Here is a 17,743-nt window from a genome sequence, read left to right on the forward strand (position 1 = left end):
GCTCAAGCCGCGATCTCCGCATAGCCTTCGCGTTCGAGTTCGAGCGCGAGTTCGGGGCCGCCCGACTTGACGATGCGGCCGGCGGCGAGGACGTGGACGAAATCGGGCTGCACATAGTCGAGCAGGCGCTGATAGTGCGTAATCAGCAGCACTGCCTTGTCGGGACGACGCATGATTGCGTTGATGCCGTCGCCGACGACGCGCAGCGCGTCGATGTCTAGCCCTGAGTCCGTTTCGTCGAGGATCGCGACCTTCGGATCGAGGATGCCCATCTGCACCATCTCGTTGCGCTTCTTCTCGCCGCCCGAAAAGCCGACGTTCACCGGGCGTTTGAGCATGTCCATGTCGAGCTTGAGCAGCCCCGCCTTCTCGCGCGCGAGCTTCAGGAAATCGCCACCCGACAGCGGCTCTTCGCCGCGCGCCTTGCGCTGGGCGTTGAGGCTTTCGCGGAGGAACTGGACGTTCGACACGCCGGGGATTTCGACCGGATATTGGAAGCCGAGGAACAGGCCCGCCGCGGCGCGCTCGTGCGGGTCCATGTCGAGCAGGTCCTGAGCCTCTCCGTCTTCTTTGGCGAAAGTCGCCGAACCCTCGGTGACCTCATATCCGGGGCGCCCGCCGAGGACGTAAGACAGCGTCGACTTGCCCGCGCCGTTGGGCCCCATGATCGCATGGATTTCGCCCGCATTGATGCTGAGCGACAGGCCCTTCAGGATCGGCTTGTCGGCGACGGTGGCGTGGAGGTTTTCAATTTTGAGCATTAATTGCGTCCTGCTTTTGCAGCTAATCCAGAAACGAACTTCTCAATCAGGCCTTCGCCGTAGATCAGCATCTTTGGTAAAGACCGCTCATCTGCTTCGGTCGCAGGGCCGATGTGTTCGTCACCAATCCAAATCTCGCCACCTGAAGTTCGATGCGTAAGTCTATGCTCATCGGCATCAACGCCCTGATCGTGAAATATCGACCAAGATTCTGATTTAAGAGCCTGTAATCGCGCGTAACGTAACTCATAGGGGCCGCCGAAATCTGCCTCTGTTATCGAGGTGTCTCGCGGCAGGATTTTCTTAAATATCTTGAACAATGCCGAATTTTTCTCGCGGGCCGGACAAAACAGGACTTTAGCTAGTCCAATTCCATCCTCGGTGGGAATTGTAACTAGGCGTCCCTCAAATCTGCTCTTGTCAGATTTGGCCATCACCCCACGCTCCCCTCAAGGCTGATCCCCAGCAACTTCTGCGCCTCGACCGCAAACTCCATCGGCAGTTGCTGCAGCACTTCCTTGGCGAAGCCGTTGACGATCAGCGCCACCGCCTCTTCCTGTCCCAGCCCGCGCTGCATCGCGTAGAAAAGTTGATCGTCGCTGATCTTGCTCGTCGTCGCTTCATGCTCGACCTGCGCCGAGGGATTGCGGATTTCGATGTACGGCACCGTGTGCGCGCCGCTGAGTGACCCCAGAAGCAGGCTGTCGCACTGGGTGAAATTGCGCACGCCCTCGGCATTGGGCGCGACGCGCACCAATCCGCGATAGGTGTTGTTCGACCTGCCCGCGCTGATCCCCTTGCTGACGATCGTCGAGCGCGTGCGCTTGCCATTGTGGATCATCTTGGTGCCGGTGTCGGCCTGCTGGTAATTGTTCGTCACCGCGACCGAATAGAATTCGCCGACGCTGTCGTCGCCGTTGAGGACGCAGCTCGGATATTTCCACGTGATCGCAGAGCCGGTTTCGACCTGTGTCCACGACACCTTGCTGCGCTTGCCCTGGCAGAGCGCGCGCTTGGTCACGAAATTATAGATGCCGCCGAGGCCCTCGGCATTGCCGGGGTACCAGTTCTGCACCGTCGAATATTTGATCTCGGCATCGTCGAGCGTCACCAGTTCGACTACCGCGGCGTGGAGCTGGTTTTCGTCGCGCATCGGCGCGGTGCAGCCTTCGAGGTAGCTGACATAGGCGCCCTTGTCGGCGATAATCAGCGTGCGCTCGAACTGCCCCGTATTCTCGGCGTTGATGCGGAAATAGGTGGAAAGCTCCATAGGGCAGCGCACGCCCTCGGGCACATAGACGAACGTCCCGTCCGAAAAGACCGCGCAATTGAGCGTCGCGAAATAATTGTCGTGCATCGGCACGACCTTGCCGAGCCACTTCTTCACCAGTTCGGGATATTCGCGGATCGCTTCGGAGATCGAGAGGAAGATCACGCCCGCGCGCTTCAATTCCTCGCGGAAGGTCGTCGCGACGCTGACGCTGTCGAACACCGCGTCGACCGCGACCTTGCGCGCGCCCTCGACGCCCGCGAGCACCTTCTGCTCCTCGATGGGAATGCCGAGCTTTTTATAGACTTCGAGGATTTCGGGATCGACCTCGTCGAGCGACGATAGCTTCGGCTTCGCCTTCGGCGCCGCGTAATAATAGGCGTCCTGGTAGTCGATCGGCGGCACGTTGAGCTTCGCCCAGTCGGGCGTCTCCATCGTCTGCCAGTGGCGGAACGCCTTCAGTCGCCAGTCGAGCATCCATTCGGGCTCGTTCTTCTTCGCCGAGATGAAGCGGACCGTATCCTCGGTCAGCCCCTTGGGCGCGAAGTCGGTTTCGATGGCCGAGGACCAGCCATGCTCATAATCGGCGACTTTGGCGGCGGCGTCGTGCGCTGCCTGATCTTTGACGGGGGCTTGGCTATTGTCGGTCATAATCTGATCTCTTCGCCGGCCATCATGGGGGCAGGCCGGGTGAATGTCGGTTTTGGTGCGGCGGCAAGGCTCGCGAGGCTGATCTGCGCCAGTGCGCCGCGCACGGCGCCGTTCACGACGCCCCAGTGCGGCTGCACCTTGCAACTGCCCTCGAGCGAGCAGTCGTGGCGTCCTTCGGAAACGCAGGACGTGAGCGCGATCGGTCCCTCGACCGCTTCGATGATGTCGGCGACGCTGATCGCCGCCGCGGGCCGCGCGAGCCGCACCCCGCCGCCGCTGCCGCGCGAGGCGACGAGCAGCCCGGCGCGGGCGAGCCCGCTCACCAGCTTCTGCGCCGTGGGCCCGGGAATCCCCGTCTGCTCGGCGAGCATGCCGGCGTGAATCGGCACCGACCCGCACTGGCGGGCGGCGGCGCTCATCAGCACCACGGCATAATCGGCAAGGTTGGACAGACGCATCTTTGCGAACGATTCTTAACTGGAGTAAATTACTCCACTTATATAGGCTAGCCTTTTGTGCGGCGCAACCAAGGGGCGCTATATGCTACCCAAGAAAAAAGGCACCCACCCGGCCGGGAGCCGAATGAGTGCCAAGATGAAGGTCTCGTCCTCGCGAGGAGGATGAGCTCTTCTGGGTCGCAAGGCTGGATTATGCTCGCGGGCCGATTCGCGATTGTACGAAAACGCCAAAACGACGGCGGGCGCGATTTTCGTGGTTAACGGCGCGGTGCCGGGCGCCGCGTCAGGTTTCGGAGACCAGCGGGCTGACCTTGCCGGCCAGTTCCTTGCGGCCGCGCGTCGTCGCTTCGGTATAGCGCGACGGCTTGCCGAGCTGGCCCGGCGTGGCGCCGGCAAAGCGCTTGATCTCGCGGATCAGGTGCGACTGGTCGTAGAAGGCGTCGCCGAGCGCCGCGGCGTCGAGCCCTTCGCCGCGCGCCAGCGCCGACGCCGCACGGACGGCGCGATATTTGCGCGCCAACATACGCGGCGACAGGCCGTAATAATGTTTGGTCATCCGCTCGACCGAGCGGATCGACATGCCGGTCGCATCGACCAGCTCGGGCACCTGCGGCGACGCGCTCTCGGTCAGCCAGCGGTCGACGGTGCGGATGAACCACATCGGCGCGGGTTCGTTGCGTTTCAGGATTTCGCGGACGAAATTATTGCCGATCACCAGTTGTTCGGCGGCGTCGGCGGCATTTTCCAGCGCCGCGGCGACCTCGCCGATCCAGTCGCCGAACAGGTCGGCGGCGTCGATCGCGCGGTCGGTCAGCTTTTCGGCGTCGTCGCCCATCAGCGCGGCCCAGCCGGCGGGGAGCATGCCGAAGCCGAACATGCGCGTCGGGCAATTGCTGATCGCGCGCACCCGGCCGCTCGTCGGGCCCACGATATTGGCGTTGCAGACCTGCGACCGGTGCCCGTCGGCGAAGACATATTCGCCGTCGGCGGCGGTGACGAAACGGAATTGCGGGCGGTCGGCGCGTTCATATTCGTCGAAGCGCGGCATGTTGACGCGCGCGGCGTAAAAGCTCGACACCATGTCCGCCAGATCGGGATCGGGCGGAAAATAATGCAGTTCGAACGGCGCTTCGCCGCTTACGTCCCCTGACGAGGAAAATTGATCCGACATGACGAGACCGACCCCATCGGCAGCTTTTTTGCCGCCTGTTTATGCCGGATATAATTTTCCTTTCGTCGGGGCGCGTCAAGCCGCAATTTATTTATCGTGGGCTAGCCCTTCTGTGTGGCAATCCACGCGTCGACGCGGCGCTCCAATATGTCGAGCGGCACCGGTCCCGATTCGAGCACGACGTCATGAAACGCGCGGATGTCGAACCGGTCGCCGAGCGCCGTCTGCGCCCGGCCGCGAAGTTCCATGATCTTGAGCTTGCCGATCAGATAGGCGGTCGCCTGCCCCGGGTAGACGATATAGCGTTCGATCGCCTTTTCGATGTCGCCTTGCGGGTTCGGCGTATTGTCCTTGAGATACTGGATCGCCTGCTCGCGGCTCCAGCGCTTGTCGTGGATGCCGGTGTCGACGACGAGCCGGCACGCGCGCCACAGCTCCATCCCCAGCCGGCCGAAATCGCTGTAGGGATCGGTATAGAAGCCCATGTCCTTGGCGAGTTCTTCCGAATAGAGGCCCCAGCCCTCGGTATAGGCGGTGAAGCCGCCGAAGCGGCGGAAGGGCGGCAGGCCGGTGAGTTCGGTCTGCACCGCGCGCTGGAGGTGATGGCCGGGAACGCCCTCATGATAGGCGAGCGCCTCGAGCTCGGTCTTCGACATGTCGCGGAGGTCATAAAGGTTCACATAATAGGTGCCGGGGCGCGATCCGTCGGGTGAGGGCGACTGGTAGAAGGCCTTGCCGGCCGATTTTTCGCGGAACGCCTCGACCGCCTTCACCTGCAACGGCGCCTTGGGCAGCATGTTGAAAAAGGCCGGAAGCCGCGCTTCCATCGCCTTCACCTTCGCATCGACCTCGGCGAGATAAGCTTCGCGGGTTGTGTAATAATATTGCGGGCTGTCGCGCAGATGCGCGAAGAACTGCTGAAGCGTGCCCTTGAAGCCCACTTGCGCCATGATTTTCTTCATTTCGCCGTGGATGCGCGCGACTTCGGACAGGCCGAGGTCGTGGATTTGCGCGGCGGTCATGTCGGTCGTGGTGTAATTCGCCAGCAGCGCGGCATAATAGGCGCCGCCGTCGGGCATCCGCCATACGCCGTCCTCGGTCGGCGCGCTTGCCTGCTGGCGCTGCATTTCGGCGCGCAGCCGTTCATAGGCGGGGCCAGCGCTTTCGCGCCACGCCGCCCCGGCTGCGGCGACGAGGCGCGTCTTTTCCGCCGGCGCAATGTCCAGCTTGCCGACCTTGGCGGCGAGGTCCTCGACCACGGCATTGTCGGGTTTGAGCAGATTGCCGATGTCCGAAATGACGTAGGCATAGACCCATTTGGGTGGCTGCAGACCCTTTGTCGCGCGTTCTGCGGACTGCGCGGTTAGCGAATCGAGCACCGGACCGAGGCCGCGGATCCGTTCGCCATAGGCCTCGGCCTCGGTGACGTTCGACACGCGGTGGATGTTGATCAGAAAGGCGGGCAGGCGGCTCTGCGCGCCGTTCATCTGGTCGAAGAGATAGCCATGGTCGCGAAAGGCGAACAGGCGGTCGGCGCGCTCGGCCTGCGCATTGAACAGCTCGAATGACAGCGCGTCCTCGGTCGACAGCCGCGCGGGATCGAAACTGCCGCGCATCGCCTCCGCCGTTGCCTGCTGCAGCTTGTGGGTCGCGACCTCGCTTTCGTCGCTCGGGTCGTCCCATTTGCCATAGTCGGCGTCGCGAATGCCGCGATATGCCTTGCCCTGCGGCGAGAGCGAAAGCTGTGCCGCGTCATATTTGTCGAAGAATTCGGCGAGCCCGGCTCCGGCGGGCGGATCGGCGGGGGCAGGGGCGGCGGGCGCCGTTGCCACGAGATCGGCAGTAGCCGATGCGCATCCCGCGAGCGCAAGGATGAGCAGGCCGCTGGACAGCCTGGCGGCAAGGCGAAGGTGCGACACCATTTTTCTCCCCGGTTTCCGGTACTTCATTCTGACCCGCCGAAGGGCTTGCCATAGGCTCCGGTCCGGCGCAATGGCGGGCCATGTCGCTCTTTGCCTCTGCCGCCGATGCCGCCTATGCGCTCGTTCGTCCGCTCGTTCATGCGACCGACGGCGAGGCCGCGCACAATCTGACCCTGAACGCGCTTCAGCCGTTGCCCCGCGCGCGCCATGCGCTGACCAGCCCCGTATTGGCGACCGAGGTGGCGGGGCTGGCCTTCCCCAATCCGGTCGGTCTTGCCCCGGGGTTCGACAAGGATGCACGCGTCGCCCATGCGATGCCGCATTTCGGTTTCGGCTTCGTCGAGGTCGGCACGCTGACGCCGCTGCCGCAGGAGGGCAATCCGCGCCCGCGGCTGTTCCGCCTCGTCGAAGACGGCGCGGTGATCAATCGGATGGGCTTCAACAACGGCGGTCAGGAAAAGGCGGCGGAGCGGATCGTCTGCCTGCGCCGGTTCGGGCTGCCCGTACCGCTCGGCATCAACATCGGTGCCAACAAGGATAGCGCCGACCGCATCGCCGACTATGCGAAGGGCACGGCGGCGATGGCGCCGCTGGCCGACTATCTGACGGTCAATATCAGCTCGCCGAACACGCCGGGGCTGCGCGCCTTGCAGGATCGCGGCGCGCTCGAAGCGCTGCTCGACGGCGTCGCCGCGGCGCAGCCGGCGGATGGCGCGAAGCCCGTGTTCCTCAAGGTCGCGCCCGATCTTGAACCCGCCGACATCGACGACATCGTTGCCGTCGCCTTCGACAAAGGGCTGGCCGCGGTGATCGTATCGAACACGACAATCGATCGGCCGGCGCTCGCCTCGCGCCACGCCAGCGAAGCGGGCGGGCTGTCGGGCGCCCCGCTGGCAGGCCTCGCGCTCCAGCGGGTCAAGGACTTCCGTAAAGCGGGCGGCGGCAAGCTGCCGCTCGTCGCGGCGGGCGGCATTGCTTCGGCCGAACAGGCGTGGGAACGGATTCGTGCGGGCGCCAGCCTCGTCCAGATCTATTCGGCGATGGTCTATGAAGGACCGGGGCTCGCGGCCCGCATCGCGCGCGGGCTCGAAGCGCTCGCCGTTCGCGATGGTTTCGCGCGGGTCGCCGATGCGGTGGGGACGTCCGCCTGATCCGCCATCGGGGTTGCGCTGTCTGCACCCCCGCGCCAATGTCGCGCCCATGATCAAACGACTCCTTGCCGTCATCAGCCTTTTTATCGTTTCGCTTCCCTCGCTCGCCGCGGCGCAGGGCGTCACCTCGTCCGCCGATCCGCGCGCGACCGAGGCCGGACGGGCGATCCTGCAGCAGGGCGGCACGGCGGCCGATGCGGCGGTCGCGATGGTCGCGGTGCTGACGCTCGTCGAACCGCAGTCGAGCGGCATCGGCGGCGGTGGCTTCCTCGTCTATCATGACGCGAAATCGGACGGCATCGCCACCATCGACGGGCGCGAGACCGCGCCGACGTCGGCGAAGCCCGGGCGTTTTCTCGGCCCCGACGGCAAGCCGCGCGGTTACTCCGACGTCATCCCCGGCGGCCTTTCGGTCGGGGTTCCCGGCAATATCCGCCTGATGGAAATGGCGCATAAAAAATGGGGAAAGCTCGAATGGAAGGCGCTGTTTCAGCCCGCGATCAAGCTGGCCGAGGACGGCTATGAGGTTACCCCGGCGCTCTACAACTGGCTCGACCGCTATCAGGCGTTGTGGAAGGATTTTCCGGCCGCGCGCGCGATCTATTATGTCGATGGCAAGCCGGTGCCGGTCGGGACGCGGCTGAAGAACCCGGCCTATGCGGCGCTGTTGCGCGATATCGCGGCGCGGGGTCCCGACGCCTTCTATGCCGGCGCCAACGCGCGCGCGATCAGCGAAACGGTCGCCAAATCGGTGCGCAATCCGGCGGTGCTGACCGCGCAGGATCTGGCCGCCTATCGGGCGAAGGAGCGTCCCCCCGTCTGCACCACCTATCGCGTCTACAAGGTCTGCGGCATGGGCCCGCCCTCGTCGGGCGCGACCACCGTCTTCGGCATCCTCGGTATGATCGAGGGCTGGGATATGAAGACGATGGGCAAGGACAATCCGATGAGCTGGCACCTCATCGCCGAAGCGATGCAGCTCGCCTATGCCGACCGCGCCAAATATCTCGGCGACGGCGATTTCGTCGATGTCCCGGTCAAGGGGTTGCTCGACAAGGCCTATCTAGCCCAGCGCCGTCAGCTCATCTCGCCCTATGGCGCGGCGGGCCATTATGAGGCGGGGACGCCGCCGGGCGCGCCGCCACGCACGCCGTCGGGTCCGGTCGCCGAGAACGGCACAACGCATTTCGTCGCGGTCGACCGCGCGGGCAATGTCGCGTCGATGACCTCGACCGTCGAAAGCATCTTCGGCAGCCATCTCAACGTGAACGGCTATTTCCTCAACAACGAGCTCACCGATTTCGATCACAGCCCGGTGCAGGACGGCGCCCCGGCGGCCAACCGCGTCGAGGCGGGCAAACGTCCGCTGTCGTCGATGTCGCCGACGATCGTCTATGGCCCCGACGGCAAGGTGATCCTCGCGGTCGGTTCCGCGGGCGGCAAGCGGATCATCATGCATGTCACGAAGACGCTGATCGGCGTCCTCGACTGGGGGCTGTCGGCCGAGGAAGCGATCGCACTGCCGAACCTGTTCTTCGGTGAAAAAGGCGTGCTGATCGAGGACGATGCGGCGGGGCAGGCGATCGCGGCGAAGATGCAGCCCTTCGGCTACAGCTTCACCCCGACCGACCTCGGGTCGAAGCTAAACGCGGCGCAGCGCGTTGGGGAGGTGTGGCACGGCGCCGCCGACCCGCGCGGTCCCGGCACCTCGTCGGTCGATGGCGCGCCGCCGCAGGGATAATAGCATCACATAACGGAAAAACCTCTGTGGGAGAGCAAGAGGCATGAAGCTGGAAAACCCCCATCTCGACCATTTTCCGAGTCTGGTCGCGATGTTCTTCGACCGCGCCGAAAAGGGCGGCGACGATCCGTTCCTGTGGCACAAGGCCGATCGCGCCTGGCAGCCGCTGAGCTGGCGGCAGGTTGCCGGCCAGGTCGCGGCGCTCGCGCATAATCTGCGCGAACTCGGCCTCAAGGAAGGCGACCGGGTGGTGCTGGTGAGTGAGAACCGGCCCGAGTGGTGCATCGCCGACTTGGGCATCATGGCCGCCGGCTGCATCACCGTCCCGACCTATACGACCAACACCGAACGCGACCACCAGCATATCCTCGACAACAGCGGCGCCAAGGCGGTGATCGTGTCGACCGCGAAGCTGGCGCGCGTGTTGATGCCCGCGGTGATGCGGTCCGAAGCGCATATCGTGATCAGCATGGAAAGCCTGCGCGTCGGCCAGCAGGGCGAGGTGTCGGTGCATGACTGGGCCCCGCTGGTCGAGGGTGGCGATACCTATGTCGAGGAGACCAAGGCGCGCGGGCTCGGCGTCAAGCGCGAGGATACCGCGTGCATCATCTATACCAGCGGCACCGGCGGTGCGCCGCGCGGAGTGATGCAGCATCATGGCGCGATCCTGCACAATGCCGCCGGCGCGGCCGAGGTGCTCGTCAATGATTTCGGGATCGGCGACGAGGAGGTGTTCCTCTCCTTCCTGCCGCTCAGCCATGCCTATGAACATTCGGGCGGGCAGTTCCTGCCGATCATGGTCGGCGCGCAAATCTATTACAGCGAGGGGCTCGAAAAGCTCGTTTCGAACATCGAGGAAACGCGCCCGACGATCATGGTCGTCGTGCCGCGGCTGTTCGAGGTGATCCGGGCGCGGATGATCAAGGCGGTCGAAAAACAGGGCAAGCTCGCCAACTGGATGCTGAATCAGGCGCTGCGCGTCGGCGAAAAGGATTATGAGCGCCGCATGGGACTGCTCGACCGCCCGGTCGACCTGCTGCTCGACCGGCTGTTCCGGCCCAAGATCGGCAAGCGTTTCGGCGGCCGGATGAAGGCGCTGGTGTCGGGCGGCGCGCCGCTCAATCCCGAGATCGGGGTCTTCTTCCACTCGATCGGGCTGACCTTGCTGCAAGGCTATGGCCAGACCGAAGCGGGACCGGTGATCAGTTGCAATCGGCCGTCCGCGGGGATCAAGATGGACACCGTCGGTCCGCCGCTGATGAACACCGAGGTCCGTATCGCCGACGACGGCGAAATCCTCGTCCGCGGCGAACTCGTCATGAAGGGCTATTGGCGCAATCAGGCGGAGACCGAACGCGTGCTGGTGGACGATTGGCTCCACACCGGCGATATCGGCCATATCGACGACAAGGGGCGCATCGTCATCACCGACCGCAAGAAGGATTTGATCGTCAACGACAAGGGTGACAATGTCTCGCCACAGCGTGTCGAGGGCATGTTGACGCTGCAGCCTGAAATCCTGCAGGCGATGGTTTATGGCGACAAGCGCCCGCATCTTGTCGGCATTCTCGTCCCCGATCCCGAATGGGCGGCCGAATGGGCCGAGGCCGAGGGGCTACCCAAGGATCTGAAGCTGCTGCGCGAGCACGAGAAGTTCCGCGCCGTGATCCGCGCCGCGGTCGACCGCGTCAACGGCCAGCTCTCGGTGATCGAAAAGGTGCGCAAGTTCGATTTCGCCGACGAGGCCTTCACGATCGAGAATGAGCAGATGACGCCGTCGATGAAGATCCGGCGCCATGTGCTGAAACAGGTCTACGAAGACAAGATCGCCGCGCTCTACAAAGCGTGACGACCGGATGTTAGTAGCAGGCGGGGGTGCGACCCGAAGAGCTCGGCGCAAACCGGGCCCCGCCTGCGACCGAACCGCTGGTTCAGCCTTCGTCCCCCGCCGGTTTGCGATAGGGGACAAATTCTCCAAGCACGCAGGTCGGACCGCGAATGCCGCTCGACCGGTCGACCAGATGAAAGAAATCGCCGCTGCAGGTCGATGACCCGAACTGGCGAATGACCATGATATCGCTGTCGCGCGCAAGCCCGGGACAACTGCCCTTCAGGTCGTTGCGATAGACGAGGTTGCCGCTCGCCCGGTACAGCAGGATATTGTCGGACACCCGGATCGTGTCGGTGGTGCGAAAGCTCGGCAGGCATTTTTCGGGCTTGCCCGGAACCTTGCCGGCAAGCTGCTTGTCCAGCGTTTCGGCCTGTTTCGGCGTCAGCGCCGCGGCGCCCGGCTCGGCGCCGCCCGCAGGCGCGCAGCCCGCGATCAGCGGTGCGGCCAATATCGCCAGTGCGATGCCGTGAACCGGATTGAGCTTCGCCATCATGTTGCTCCTGCCTTTGCTATGACGCCCCGAAAGTGAACGCTCCCTGAAGCTCCGCCCGCCGTCCTAGGCGGCGTCCTTCAACGCCCGGATGCGGCCGAGCTCCTGCGCGCTGGCGGCACGGAGGAACGGGTTGGTCGCGCGTTCCTCGCCGATGCTCGTCGGCACCGTCGCCTCGCCGGCACCGCGCGCTGCCTCGACCGCCGCGAGCCGCGCCGCGAGTTCCGCATTGTCGGGCTCGACGGTGACCGCGAAGCGCGCGTTCGACAGCGTATATTCGTGCGCGCAATAGACGCGCGTCGCATCGTCGAGCGTGCCCAGCCGCTGCATATTGTCGAACATCTGCTCGGCCGTCCCCTCGAACAGCCGGCCGCAACCCATGGCGAACATCGTGTCGCCGACGAAGATCGCGCGATCGTCCGCGAAATGATAGGCGATATGCCCCGCCGTATGCGCGGGGACGTCCCATACCTCGGCGCTGTGGCTGCCGAGCCGGACCGTGTCGCCGCCCTTCACCTGCACGTCGAGCGTCGGAATGCGCTCATATTCGGCAGCCGGGCCGGTGATCGTGCACCCCGTCGCTTCCTTGATCGCGGCGTTGCCGCCCGTATGGTCGGGATGCCAGTGGGTGTTCCAGATGTCGGTGATCGTCCAGCCGCGCTCTTTCGCCGCCGCCAGCACCGGGTCGGCGACCGCGGGGTCGACGACCATCGTCGCGCCGCTGCCGGGCTCGTGCACCAGCCAGACATAATTGTCGCTGAGGACCGGAATGCGGACGATGTCGAGTGCAGTCATGATCGTCTCCTTTCGCTTTCGGCCTCGTTCGCTTCCAAGACGGAGCAGAAGGCCGTCAGCCTTGATAGGTGCAGGTTGCTGCCTCAGGTGGCGATGGCGTCATATCCTGCGGCATTGAATTCGATCAGGCAGAATCCGTGCCCGAACGGATCGCCGAACATCGCCTGCCGGCCATAGGGCAGGTCGATCGTCTCGCCCTCCTGCGTCGCCCCGGCGGCAAGCGCTCGTGCGACGGCGCGATCGAGGTCGTCGACCGTGAAATCGGGGTGCACGGGCGACCAGTGCCGGTGATAGTGCCGGAAATCGCCGCCGCCGGGGCCGATTGCGGTGCCGGCAGGCTTGGCGATCAGATAGATTGGCGCGTCGCACCCGGTCAGTTCGACGATATCGCTGCCGAGGCGGCGGCCGACCGTCAGCCCGAGTGCGGCGGTATAAAATCGCTCGCCGGCGATCACGTCGGGCACGTCGATGTTGATCAACAGGCCCGGCATGGCGGCTTACCAGTTTCCCGTGTTGGGCATCGATGCCCAAGGCTCCTGCGGCGGCAGATGGCCGTCCTGCAGCAGTTCGACCGAAATGCCGTCGGGCGAGCGGACAAACGCCATATGTCCGTCGCGCGGCGGACGGTTGATCGTCACGCCGGCGTCCATCAGCCGCTGGCAGGTGTCGTAGATATTGTCGACGCGATAGGCGAGATGCCCGAAATTGCGCCCGCCCGTATATTCCTCGGCCGCGCTGCCGTCGGCGGGCGGCCAGTTATAGGTCAGCTCGACCTCCGCGACCCCCGCCTGACCCGGCGGGGCGAGGAAGATCAGCGTGAAGCGGCCCTGTTCGCTGTCGAAACGGCGGACTTCCTCGAGCCCGACGAGGTTGAAAAAGGCGATGGTGGCATCGGGATCCGACACGCGGATCATCGTATGGAGATATTTCGTCATCCGCCTAATCTAGGCGCGAAGACCCTTTCCTTCAAACGCTTCGAACAAGTTTACGAATGCATCGGGCACGGGGGCGGTCGCGTCGCGCGCTTCCTCGACATGGACGCTGACCTCGAGCCCCGACGCGCGCAGGTCGTCGCGGCCGGCGCCATGCAGTTCGAACAGGAAGGTCATCGAGCTGCGGCCGACGCGCGAGCAGCGAACGCAAATGTCGATTTCCTCGTCGAGCAGGATCGGCGCCTTGTAATCGACCTCGGCGCGCGCGACGTGGAATTCGGGGCTTTCGAGGGCGCTCCAGCGCTCGTAGACGCCGGCAGCGCGCCAATATTCGGTGATCCCGATATCGAAATATTCGAGGTAGCGGCTGTTGAACACGACCGCCTGCGCGTCGATCTCGGCATAGCGGACGCGCTTCTTGACGCTGAATTTGAAGTCGCTGCGGGCCATCGTAATCCTCTAATTGGTCGCGAGCCGCGCGACGGTGTCTAATTTGTCGCGATACGCGCGACGGTGCCTAATTTGTCGCGATACGCGCGACGGTGTCGATCAGCAGCGCGATATCGGTATCGCGCGATAGCCGGTGGTCGCCGCCCTTGACGAGCGTCACCTGCACATCCTCGCTGGCGAGCGCGGCGGACAATCGGACACTGATATCCGGCGGAACGTCGCCGTCCTGTTCGCCGTGAAGCAGGCGCACGGGGCAGACGAGGGGAATGTCGCCGTCGAGGAGGCGGTTCGCCTCGCCCGACTGCCAGAAGGCACGCGTCGTCACATAGGGCTGATCGCTGTACGGTGTCGCTTCGCGCAGTTCGCCCTCGGCGAGGATGATCGCTTTCTCTTCGGGGGTGAAGCCCCAGCCGGTGAAATCGGGCGCTGCCGCGATGCCGACCAGTCCCGCGACGCGCGCCGGTCCGTCGCGCTGTACCAGCGCGAGCGCGGTCAGCAGCATCAGCCACCCGCCCATCGACGATCCGACAAGAATGACCGGTCCCGCGGCCTTCGCATCGATCAGGTCGAGTACGTCGCCGCGCCAGTCGAGCAATGTCTGTTCGGCGAACAGCCCGTCCGACAGCCCGCAACCGGCGTAATCGAGCAGAAGACAGGCCTGTCCTTCGGCCGCTGCCCAGTCGAAAAGCGCCGTCGCCTTGCCTCCCGCCATGTCGGACATATAGCCGGGCAGGAAGACGATCGTCGGACCTGTACCCGCCACAAAGCGATAGGCGAGCCGCGGCCGTGCCGCGCGATCGAGATAATCGGGGGTAACGGACACGCGGTCAGATGACCCAGTCGACCGTATTCATCTGCATCGCGGCCTGACCCTTGGCGGCGCGCTGTTCGACCATGATCTTGTTGAGGCGGCGGATCGTGTCGCTGCCCGTGGTGATGCACCAGCCCGGAACGACGGCATGGACCAGCGCGCAGGCACCGCCCCAGATCATTGTGAGGCCAAAGCGCGATGCAACGCCGAAATGTTCGGCATAGCTTTCATCGACGGCCTTGGGGTGATCGACGAACAGGCGCTTGAACATGAAGGGCTCCCTTTCGGCGTCCGGATGACCGGCGGCGTTTTACGAAACCGCCGGCGCGAAACGGCCATGGCGGCGATACTGGACCAGCCAGCCGTCGGTCACGTCGGCGAGCGCGGTCGGGGTGACACCGAGCTGCGTCAGGCCGCTCGCACCCGTCGCGACGACATTGTCGGTCTGGAGCATCAGCCACTGATCCTTGGTAATCGGCGCGCCGGGTGCCCAACCGAGCCCGCTGGCCAGCGCCGATGCGACCGCGTCGGGGATGTCGACGAACAGCGGCTTGCGTCCCGTCGCGTCGGCGACCCGCCGTTGCAATGCGGCCATCGTCAGCACCTCGGGCCCGCCGAGCTCGAAGGTCTTGCCTGCCGCGTCGGGTGCGAGCGCCGCGACGACGGCATCGGCGGCGTCGCCGACATAGACCGGCTGGAACTTCGCCTTCGGTGCGATCACCGGAATGACCGGCGACAGGCGCATCATCATCGCGAACCGGTTGATGAAGTGGTCTTCGCGGCCGAACAGGATCGACGGGCGCAGAATAGCTGCGGCGGGAAAGGCAGCGCGGACTGCGGCCTCGCCGTCGCCCTTGCTGCGGCCATAGGCCGACGCGCTCTCGCTGTCGGCGCCGATCGCCGAGATATGGACCAGCGTCGGAACCCCGGCCGCCTTCGCCGCCGTCGCAACATGGCCGGCGCCGTCCGCCTGCACCGCAGCCATGTCGTCGAAGCTGCCGGCAAGATTGATCACCGCATCGCTTCCGGCAACGGCGCGCGCGACGCTGGCGGCGTCGCGGACGTCGGCGGCAACGAACTGCGTCTGGCCGAGGCCGCCGAGCGGCTTCAGGAAGACCGCCTTGCGCGGTTCGCGTTCGGCAATGCGCACGCGCGCGCCGCGCGACAGCAGACGTTGCACGACATAGCGGCCGAGGAAGCCGCCGCCGCCCAGCACCGTGATCAATTGCCCGTCGAGCTTTTGCATCATGTCCGCCTGTATCCGATTCTGTGGTGGCGCAAGGGGGCGCCCGATGGCTCCCCATGCCGCGAAGCGTTGCTCGGGGCAAGGGGCGAGGCGGCGGATGGCAACGCGAAACCGCGCCCTTGCGATAAAATATGCGGCTCCGGCCGCAGCGCGGTTGACAAGCCGACCGCCCCCCCGCTAAGCGCCCGCTCCTACCCCGTGCCCAGATGGCGGAATTGGTAGACGCACCAGCTTCAGGTGCTGGCGATCGCAAGGTCGTGGAGGTTCGAGTCCTCTTCTGGGCACCATTTGACCTTTCCGGCAACGTCCGGTAACGTCCAGTAAGCGGCTGGTTTTCCAACGCTTTTTAGCTGAGAATCGCTGAATGGAATCCGGGCTGATCCAGCCAGGACCATCGGCATACCATCAGCTTTGATGGTCTTTTTGATGGTTCTGGGCAGCCCCCAGAAGGCAGAACCATCATGTCACTCAGCTATGTTCAGATTTCCAACGCCAAGCCTCAGCCGAAGGCTTATAAGATGACCGACGCCGATGCGCTGTACCTCACGGTCCAGCCGAATGGCTCGAAACTGTGGCGAATGAACTATCGCCACCTCGGCCGTCAGAAGACCTTGTATTTCGGAGCGTGGCCCGAGGTCAGCCTCGCCGCAGCGCGCGAGCTGCGCGACGCGGCCCGCAAGAAGATCGTCGCCGGGATCGACCCCGCGGCGGAAAAGCGAGTGGTCCGTATCACGCGCAAGATTTCCGCCGATAATAGTTTCAAGGCTATCGCCGAAGAATGGTTCGCGAAGAACGAGCGCGAGGAAAGGGCACACGCAACGCTTCGCAAGATTCGCTGGCTGCTCGGCATCGCCTATCCCATGATCGGCAATCGGCCGATCGCCGATATCACGCCTCAGGAAGCCTTGGCCGTCCTCCGCAAGGTGGAAGCTACGGGGCGCTATGAGAGCGCGCGGCGTATGCGGAGCGTCCTCAGCAGGGTGTTCCGCTATGCCATCGCAACTGCTCGAACTGATCGGGATGTCGCCGTAGACCTTCGGGGTGCGCTGACGACCCCGAAAGTCAAACATCACGCAGCCGTGACGACGGCCAAGGAGGCCGGAGAGCTTCTGCGCGCGATCGATGGCTATACGGGACATGAGATCACCGCGCTCGCGCTTCGGCTATCGCCGCATGTGTTTGTCCGTCCCGGAGAATTGCGAAAGGCGGAATGGGCAGAGGTCGACGTGGATGCGGCGCTTTGGTCCATCCCGGCAGAGAAAATGAAGATGGGGCGGCCGCACCGGGTTCCCTTGTCGCGACAAGTCCTCGAAATCCTGGAAGAGCTTCATGCGCTGACCGGTCACGGGCGGTATCTTTTTCCCTCGTTTCGGACGATCCAGCGCTGCATGTCGGAAAACACGGTGAACGCGGCGCTGCGGCGACTCGGATATAGCCGTGACGAGATGACGGCCCACGGCTTTCGGGCGATGGCCGCCACGCTGCTCAATGAGATGGGTATCTGGAATGCCGACACGATCGAGAAACAACTGGCGCATCTCGATGCGTCCCAGGTGCGCCGAGCCTACACGCGCGGCGAGTATTGGGACGAACGGGTTCGCATGATGCAGCATTGGTCGGACTATCTCGATCAGTTGCGCGATGGCGCCCAGATTTTGCGGCCAGACTTCCGCCAAAGCGGGCACTCTGCGCGCTAGGTCCGAGTGAGCGTCTTGAGGCTCTTATAGGGAATCAATGTGGATCGGCCGACCTTGACGGTCTCGAGGTCGCCCGATTCTATCAGCTCATATATCCTGGACCGGCTGATGCCGGTGAGTTGGACCGCGGTAGAAATCCGGACCGTCAATGGCTCGATCACGACCGCTTCTGGCTGGTTGGGAGGGGGTTCTGGCATCGACCATGCCTTCGTTCGCTGGTTTCTTCGCGGTCGTGAACTCAGCCCCGCTCCGATCTGTGCATCCGACCGTGACAATATTTTCTCGGTTCCGTCACGCGATCAACGA

General features: G+C 64.4%; 19 protein-coding genes and 1 tRNA gene. 5 read left to right on the top strand and 15 right to left on the bottom strand.

What is annotated here, in order from left to right; translation table 11 throughout:
- Positions 1-2: 2 nt before the first annotated feature.
- The 6 genes from sufC to V6U71_RS03230 all read right to left on the bottom strand — a co-directional run bounded on the left by sufC (position 3) and on the right by V6U71_RS03230 (position 6,230).
- On the bottom strand, positions 3-761 hold the full coding sequence (gene sufC / locus V6U71_RS03205; RefSeq protein WP_411340979.1) for a Fe-S cluster assembly ATPase SufC: 759 nt from the start codon (positions 759-761) through the stop codon (positions 3-5).
- Positions 761-1,195, bottom strand: a complete 435-nt coding sequence (locus V6U71_RS03210) for a hypothetical protein (protein WP_411340980.1) — start codon at positions 1,193-1,195, stop codon at positions 761-763. The genes sufC and V6U71_RS03210 overlap by 1 nt, the downstream gene beginning before the upstream one ends.
- Positions 1,195-2,682: a Fe-S cluster assembly protein SufB gene (sufB, locus tag V6U71_RS03215; protein WP_411340981.1), complete on the bottom strand. Its 1,488-nt coding sequence runs from the start codon at positions 2,680-2,682 to the stop codon at positions 1,195-1,197. The genes V6U71_RS03210 and sufB overlap by 1 nt, the downstream gene beginning before the upstream one ends.
- Complete coding sequence (locus V6U71_RS03220; RefSeq protein WP_411340982.1) at positions 2,679-3,140, bottom strand: SUF system Fe-S cluster assembly regulator; 462 nt, start codon at positions 3,138-3,140, stop codon at positions 2,679-2,681. Before V6U71_RS03220 ends, sufB begins: the two co-directional genes overlap by 4 nt.
- Positions 3,141-3,423: 283 nt before the next feature.
- Entirely contained in the window at positions 3,424-4,311 is an 888-nt protein-coding gene (locus V6U71_RS03225; protein ID WP_411340983.1) for an AraC family transcriptional regulator, read from the bottom strand.
- Between the two features lie 101 nt (positions 4,312-4,412).
- On the bottom strand, positions 4,413-6,230 hold the full coding sequence (locus tag V6U71_RS03230; protein ID WP_411340984.1) for a DUF885 domain-containing protein: 1,818 nt from the start codon (positions 6,228-6,230) through the stop codon (positions 4,413-4,415).
- 83 nt (positions 6,231-6,313) lie between these two features.
- Between V6U71_RS03230 and V6U71_RS03235 the strand changes: the two genes are divergently transcribed.
- Genes V6U71_RS03235 through V6U71_RS03245 form a run of 3 tightly spaced genes read left to right on the top strand, consistent with a single transcriptional unit; the run spans position 6,314 to position 10,974 of the window.
- Positions 6,314-7,384 (top strand): quinone-dependent dihydroorotate dehydrogenase, encoded by a 1,071-nt coding sequence (locus V6U71_RS03235; protein WP_411340985.1) that lies wholly within the window; start codon positions 6,314-6,316, stop codon positions 7,382-7,384.
- A 49-nt stretch (positions 7,385-7,433) separates the two neighbouring features.
- Complete coding sequence (gene ggt, locus V6U71_RS03240) at positions 7,434-9,125, top strand: gamma-glutamyltransferase (RefSeq protein WP_411340986.1); 1,692 nt, start codon at positions 7,434-7,436, stop codon at positions 9,123-9,125.
- Positions 9,126-9,168: 43 nt separating this feature from the next.
- Positions 9,169-10,974: an AMP-dependent synthetase/ligase gene (locus tag V6U71_RS03245; RefSeq protein ID WP_411340987.1), complete on the top strand. Its 1,806-nt coding sequence runs from the start codon at positions 9,169-9,171 to the stop codon at positions 10,972-10,974.
- Between the two features lie 82 nt (positions 10,975-11,056).
- On the opposite strand, the gene V6U71_RS03250 is transcribed toward V6U71_RS03245, so the two are convergent.
- From V6U71_RS03250 to V6U71_RS03285, 8 genes are all read right to left on the bottom strand, one after another.
- The gene (locus tag V6U71_RS03250) at positions 11,057-11,506 is read right to left on the bottom strand and encodes a hypothetical protein (protein WP_411340988.1); all 450 of its coding nucleotides are present in this window, start codon (positions 11,504-11,506) and stop codon (positions 11,057-11,059) included.
- Positions 11,507-11,572: 66 nt separating this feature from the next.
- Positions 11,573-12,301, bottom strand: a complete 729-nt coding sequence (gene gloB, locus V6U71_RS03255; RefSeq protein ID WP_411340989.1) for a hydroxyacylglutathione hydrolase — start codon at positions 12,299-12,301, stop codon at positions 11,573-11,575.
- Positions 12,302-12,384: 83 nt separating this feature from the next.
- Positions 12,385-12,792: a VOC family protein gene (locus V6U71_RS03260; protein ID WP_411340990.1), complete on the bottom strand. Its 408-nt coding sequence runs from the start codon at positions 12,790-12,792 to the stop codon at positions 12,385-12,387.
- Positions 12,793-12,798: 6 nt separating this feature from the next.
- Positions 12,799-13,236: a VOC family protein gene (locus V6U71_RS03265; protein WP_054724940.1), complete on the bottom strand. Its 438-nt coding sequence runs from the start codon at positions 13,234-13,236 to the stop codon at positions 12,799-12,801.
- Between the two features lie 9 nt (positions 13,237-13,245).
- A complete protein-coding gene (locus V6U71_RS03270; protein WP_411340991.1) occupies positions 13,246-13,683 on the bottom strand; it encodes an acyl-CoA thioesterase in 438 nt (145 codons plus the stop codon).
- A gap of 67 nt (positions 13,684-13,750) precedes the next feature.
- Complete coding sequence (locus V6U71_RS03275; RefSeq protein ID WP_411340992.1) at positions 13,751-14,506, bottom strand: alpha/beta hydrolase; 756 nt, start codon at positions 14,504-14,506, stop codon at positions 13,751-13,753.
- A 4-nt stretch (positions 14,507-14,510) separates the two neighbouring features.
- The gene (locus V6U71_RS03280) at positions 14,511-14,765 is read right to left on the bottom strand and encodes a DUF6356 family protein (RefSeq protein ID WP_054588752.1); all 255 of its coding nucleotides are present in this window, start codon (positions 14,763-14,765) and stop codon (positions 14,511-14,513) included.
- Positions 14,766-14,804: 39 nt separating this feature from the next.
- Positions 14,805-15,740 (bottom strand): complex I NDUFA9 subunit family protein, encoded by a 936-nt coding sequence (locus tag V6U71_RS03285; protein ID WP_411340993.1) that lies wholly within the window; start codon positions 15,738-15,740, stop codon positions 14,805-14,807.
- 200 nt (positions 15,741-15,940) lie between these two features.
- Here V6U71_RS03285 and V6U71_RS03290 point away from each other — a divergent pair.
- Together V6U71_RS03290 and V6U71_RS03295 are read left to right on the top strand one after the other, a co-directional pair.
- Positions 15,941-16,027, top strand: a tRNA-Leu gene (locus V6U71_RS03290).
- 174 nt (positions 16,028-16,201) lie between these two features.
- Complete coding sequence (locus V6U71_RS03295; protein WP_058537158.1) at positions 16,202-17,437, top strand: tyrosine-type recombinase/integrase; 1,236 nt, start codon at positions 16,202-16,204, stop codon at positions 17,435-17,437.
- Here V6U71_RS03295 and V6U71_RS03300 read toward each other — a convergent pair.
- Positions 17,434-17,634: a helix-turn-helix domain-containing protein gene (locus V6U71_RS03300; protein ID WP_058537157.1), complete on the bottom strand. Its 201-nt coding sequence runs from the start codon at positions 17,632-17,634 to the stop codon at positions 17,434-17,436. The two genes, V6U71_RS03295 and V6U71_RS03300, sit on opposite strands and share 4 nt — an antisense overlap.
- Positions 17,635-17,743: the final 109 nt, after the last annotated feature.

Source organism: Sphingopyxis sp. J-6, assembly GCF_046603995.1.
GTDB lineage: Bacteria > Pseudomonadota > Alphaproteobacteria > Sphingomonadales > Sphingomonadaceae > Sphingopyxis.

Excerpts from the sequence above, each read along its gene's own strand:
- sufC (WP_411340979.1), bottom strand. The coding sequence starts at position 761 with ATGCTCAAAATTGAAAACCTCCACGCCACCGTCGCCGACAAGCCGATC.
- V6U71_RS03210 (WP_411340980.1), bottom strand. The coding sequence starts at position 1,195 with ATGGCCAAATCTGACAAGAGCAGATTTGAGGGACGCCTAGTTACAATT.
- sufB (WP_411340981.1), bottom strand. The coding sequence starts at position 2,682 with ATGACCGACAATAGCCAAGCCCCCGTCAAAGATCAGGCAGCGCACGAC.
- V6U71_RS03220 (WP_411340982.1), bottom strand. The coding sequence starts at position 3,140 with ATGCGTCTGTCCAACCTTGCCGATTATGCCGTGGTGCTGATGAGCGCC.
- V6U71_RS03225 (WP_411340983.1), bottom strand. The coding sequence starts at position 4,311 with ATGTCGGATCAATTTTCCTCGTCAGGGGACGTAAGCGGCGAAGCGCCG.
- V6U71_RS03235 (WP_411340985.1), top strand. The coding sequence starts at position 6,314 with ATGTCGCTCTTTGCCTCTGCCGCCGATGCCGCCTATGCGCTCGTTCGT.
- ggt (WP_411340986.1), top strand. The coding sequence starts at position 7,434 with ATGATCAAACGACTCCTTGCCGTCATCAGCCTTTTTATCGTTTCGCTT.
- V6U71_RS03245 (WP_411340987.1), top strand. The coding sequence starts at position 9,169 with ATGAAGCTGGAAAACCCCCATCTCGACCATTTTCCGAGTCTGGTCGCG.
- V6U71_RS03250 (WP_411340988.1), bottom strand. The coding sequence starts at position 11,506 with ATGGCGAAGCTCAATCCGGTTCACGGCATCGCACTGGCGATATTGGCC.
- gloB (WP_411340989.1), bottom strand. The coding sequence starts at position 12,301 with ATGACTGCACTCGACATCGTCCGCATTCCGGTCCTCAGCGACAATTAT.
- V6U71_RS03260 (WP_411340990.1), bottom strand. The coding sequence starts at position 12,792 with ATGCCGGGCCTGTTGATCAACATCGACGTGCCCGACGTGATCGCCGGC.
- V6U71_RS03265 (WP_054724940.1), bottom strand. The coding sequence starts at position 13,236 with ATGACGAAATATCTCCATACGATGATCCGCGTGTCGGATCCCGATGCC.
- V6U71_RS03270 (WP_411340991.1), bottom strand. The coding sequence starts at position 13,683 with ATGGCCCGCAGCGACTTCAAATTCAGCGTCAAGAAGCGCGTCCGCTAT.
- V6U71_RS03280 (WP_054588752.1), bottom strand. The coding sequence starts at position 14,765 with ATGTTCAAGCGCCTGTTCGTCGATCACCCCAAGGCCGTCGATGAAAGC.
- V6U71_RS03285 (WP_411340993.1), bottom strand. The coding sequence starts at position 15,740 with ATGCAAAAGCTCGACGGGCAATTGATCACGGTGCTGGGCGGCGGCGGC.
- V6U71_RS03295 (WP_058537158.1), top strand. The coding sequence starts at position 16,202 with ATGTCACTCAGCTATGTTCAGATTTCCAACGCCAAGCCTCAGCCGAAG.
- V6U71_RS03300 (WP_058537157.1), bottom strand. The coding sequence starts at position 17,634 with ATGCCAGAACCCCCTCCCAACCAGCCAGAAGCGGTCGTGATCGAGCCA.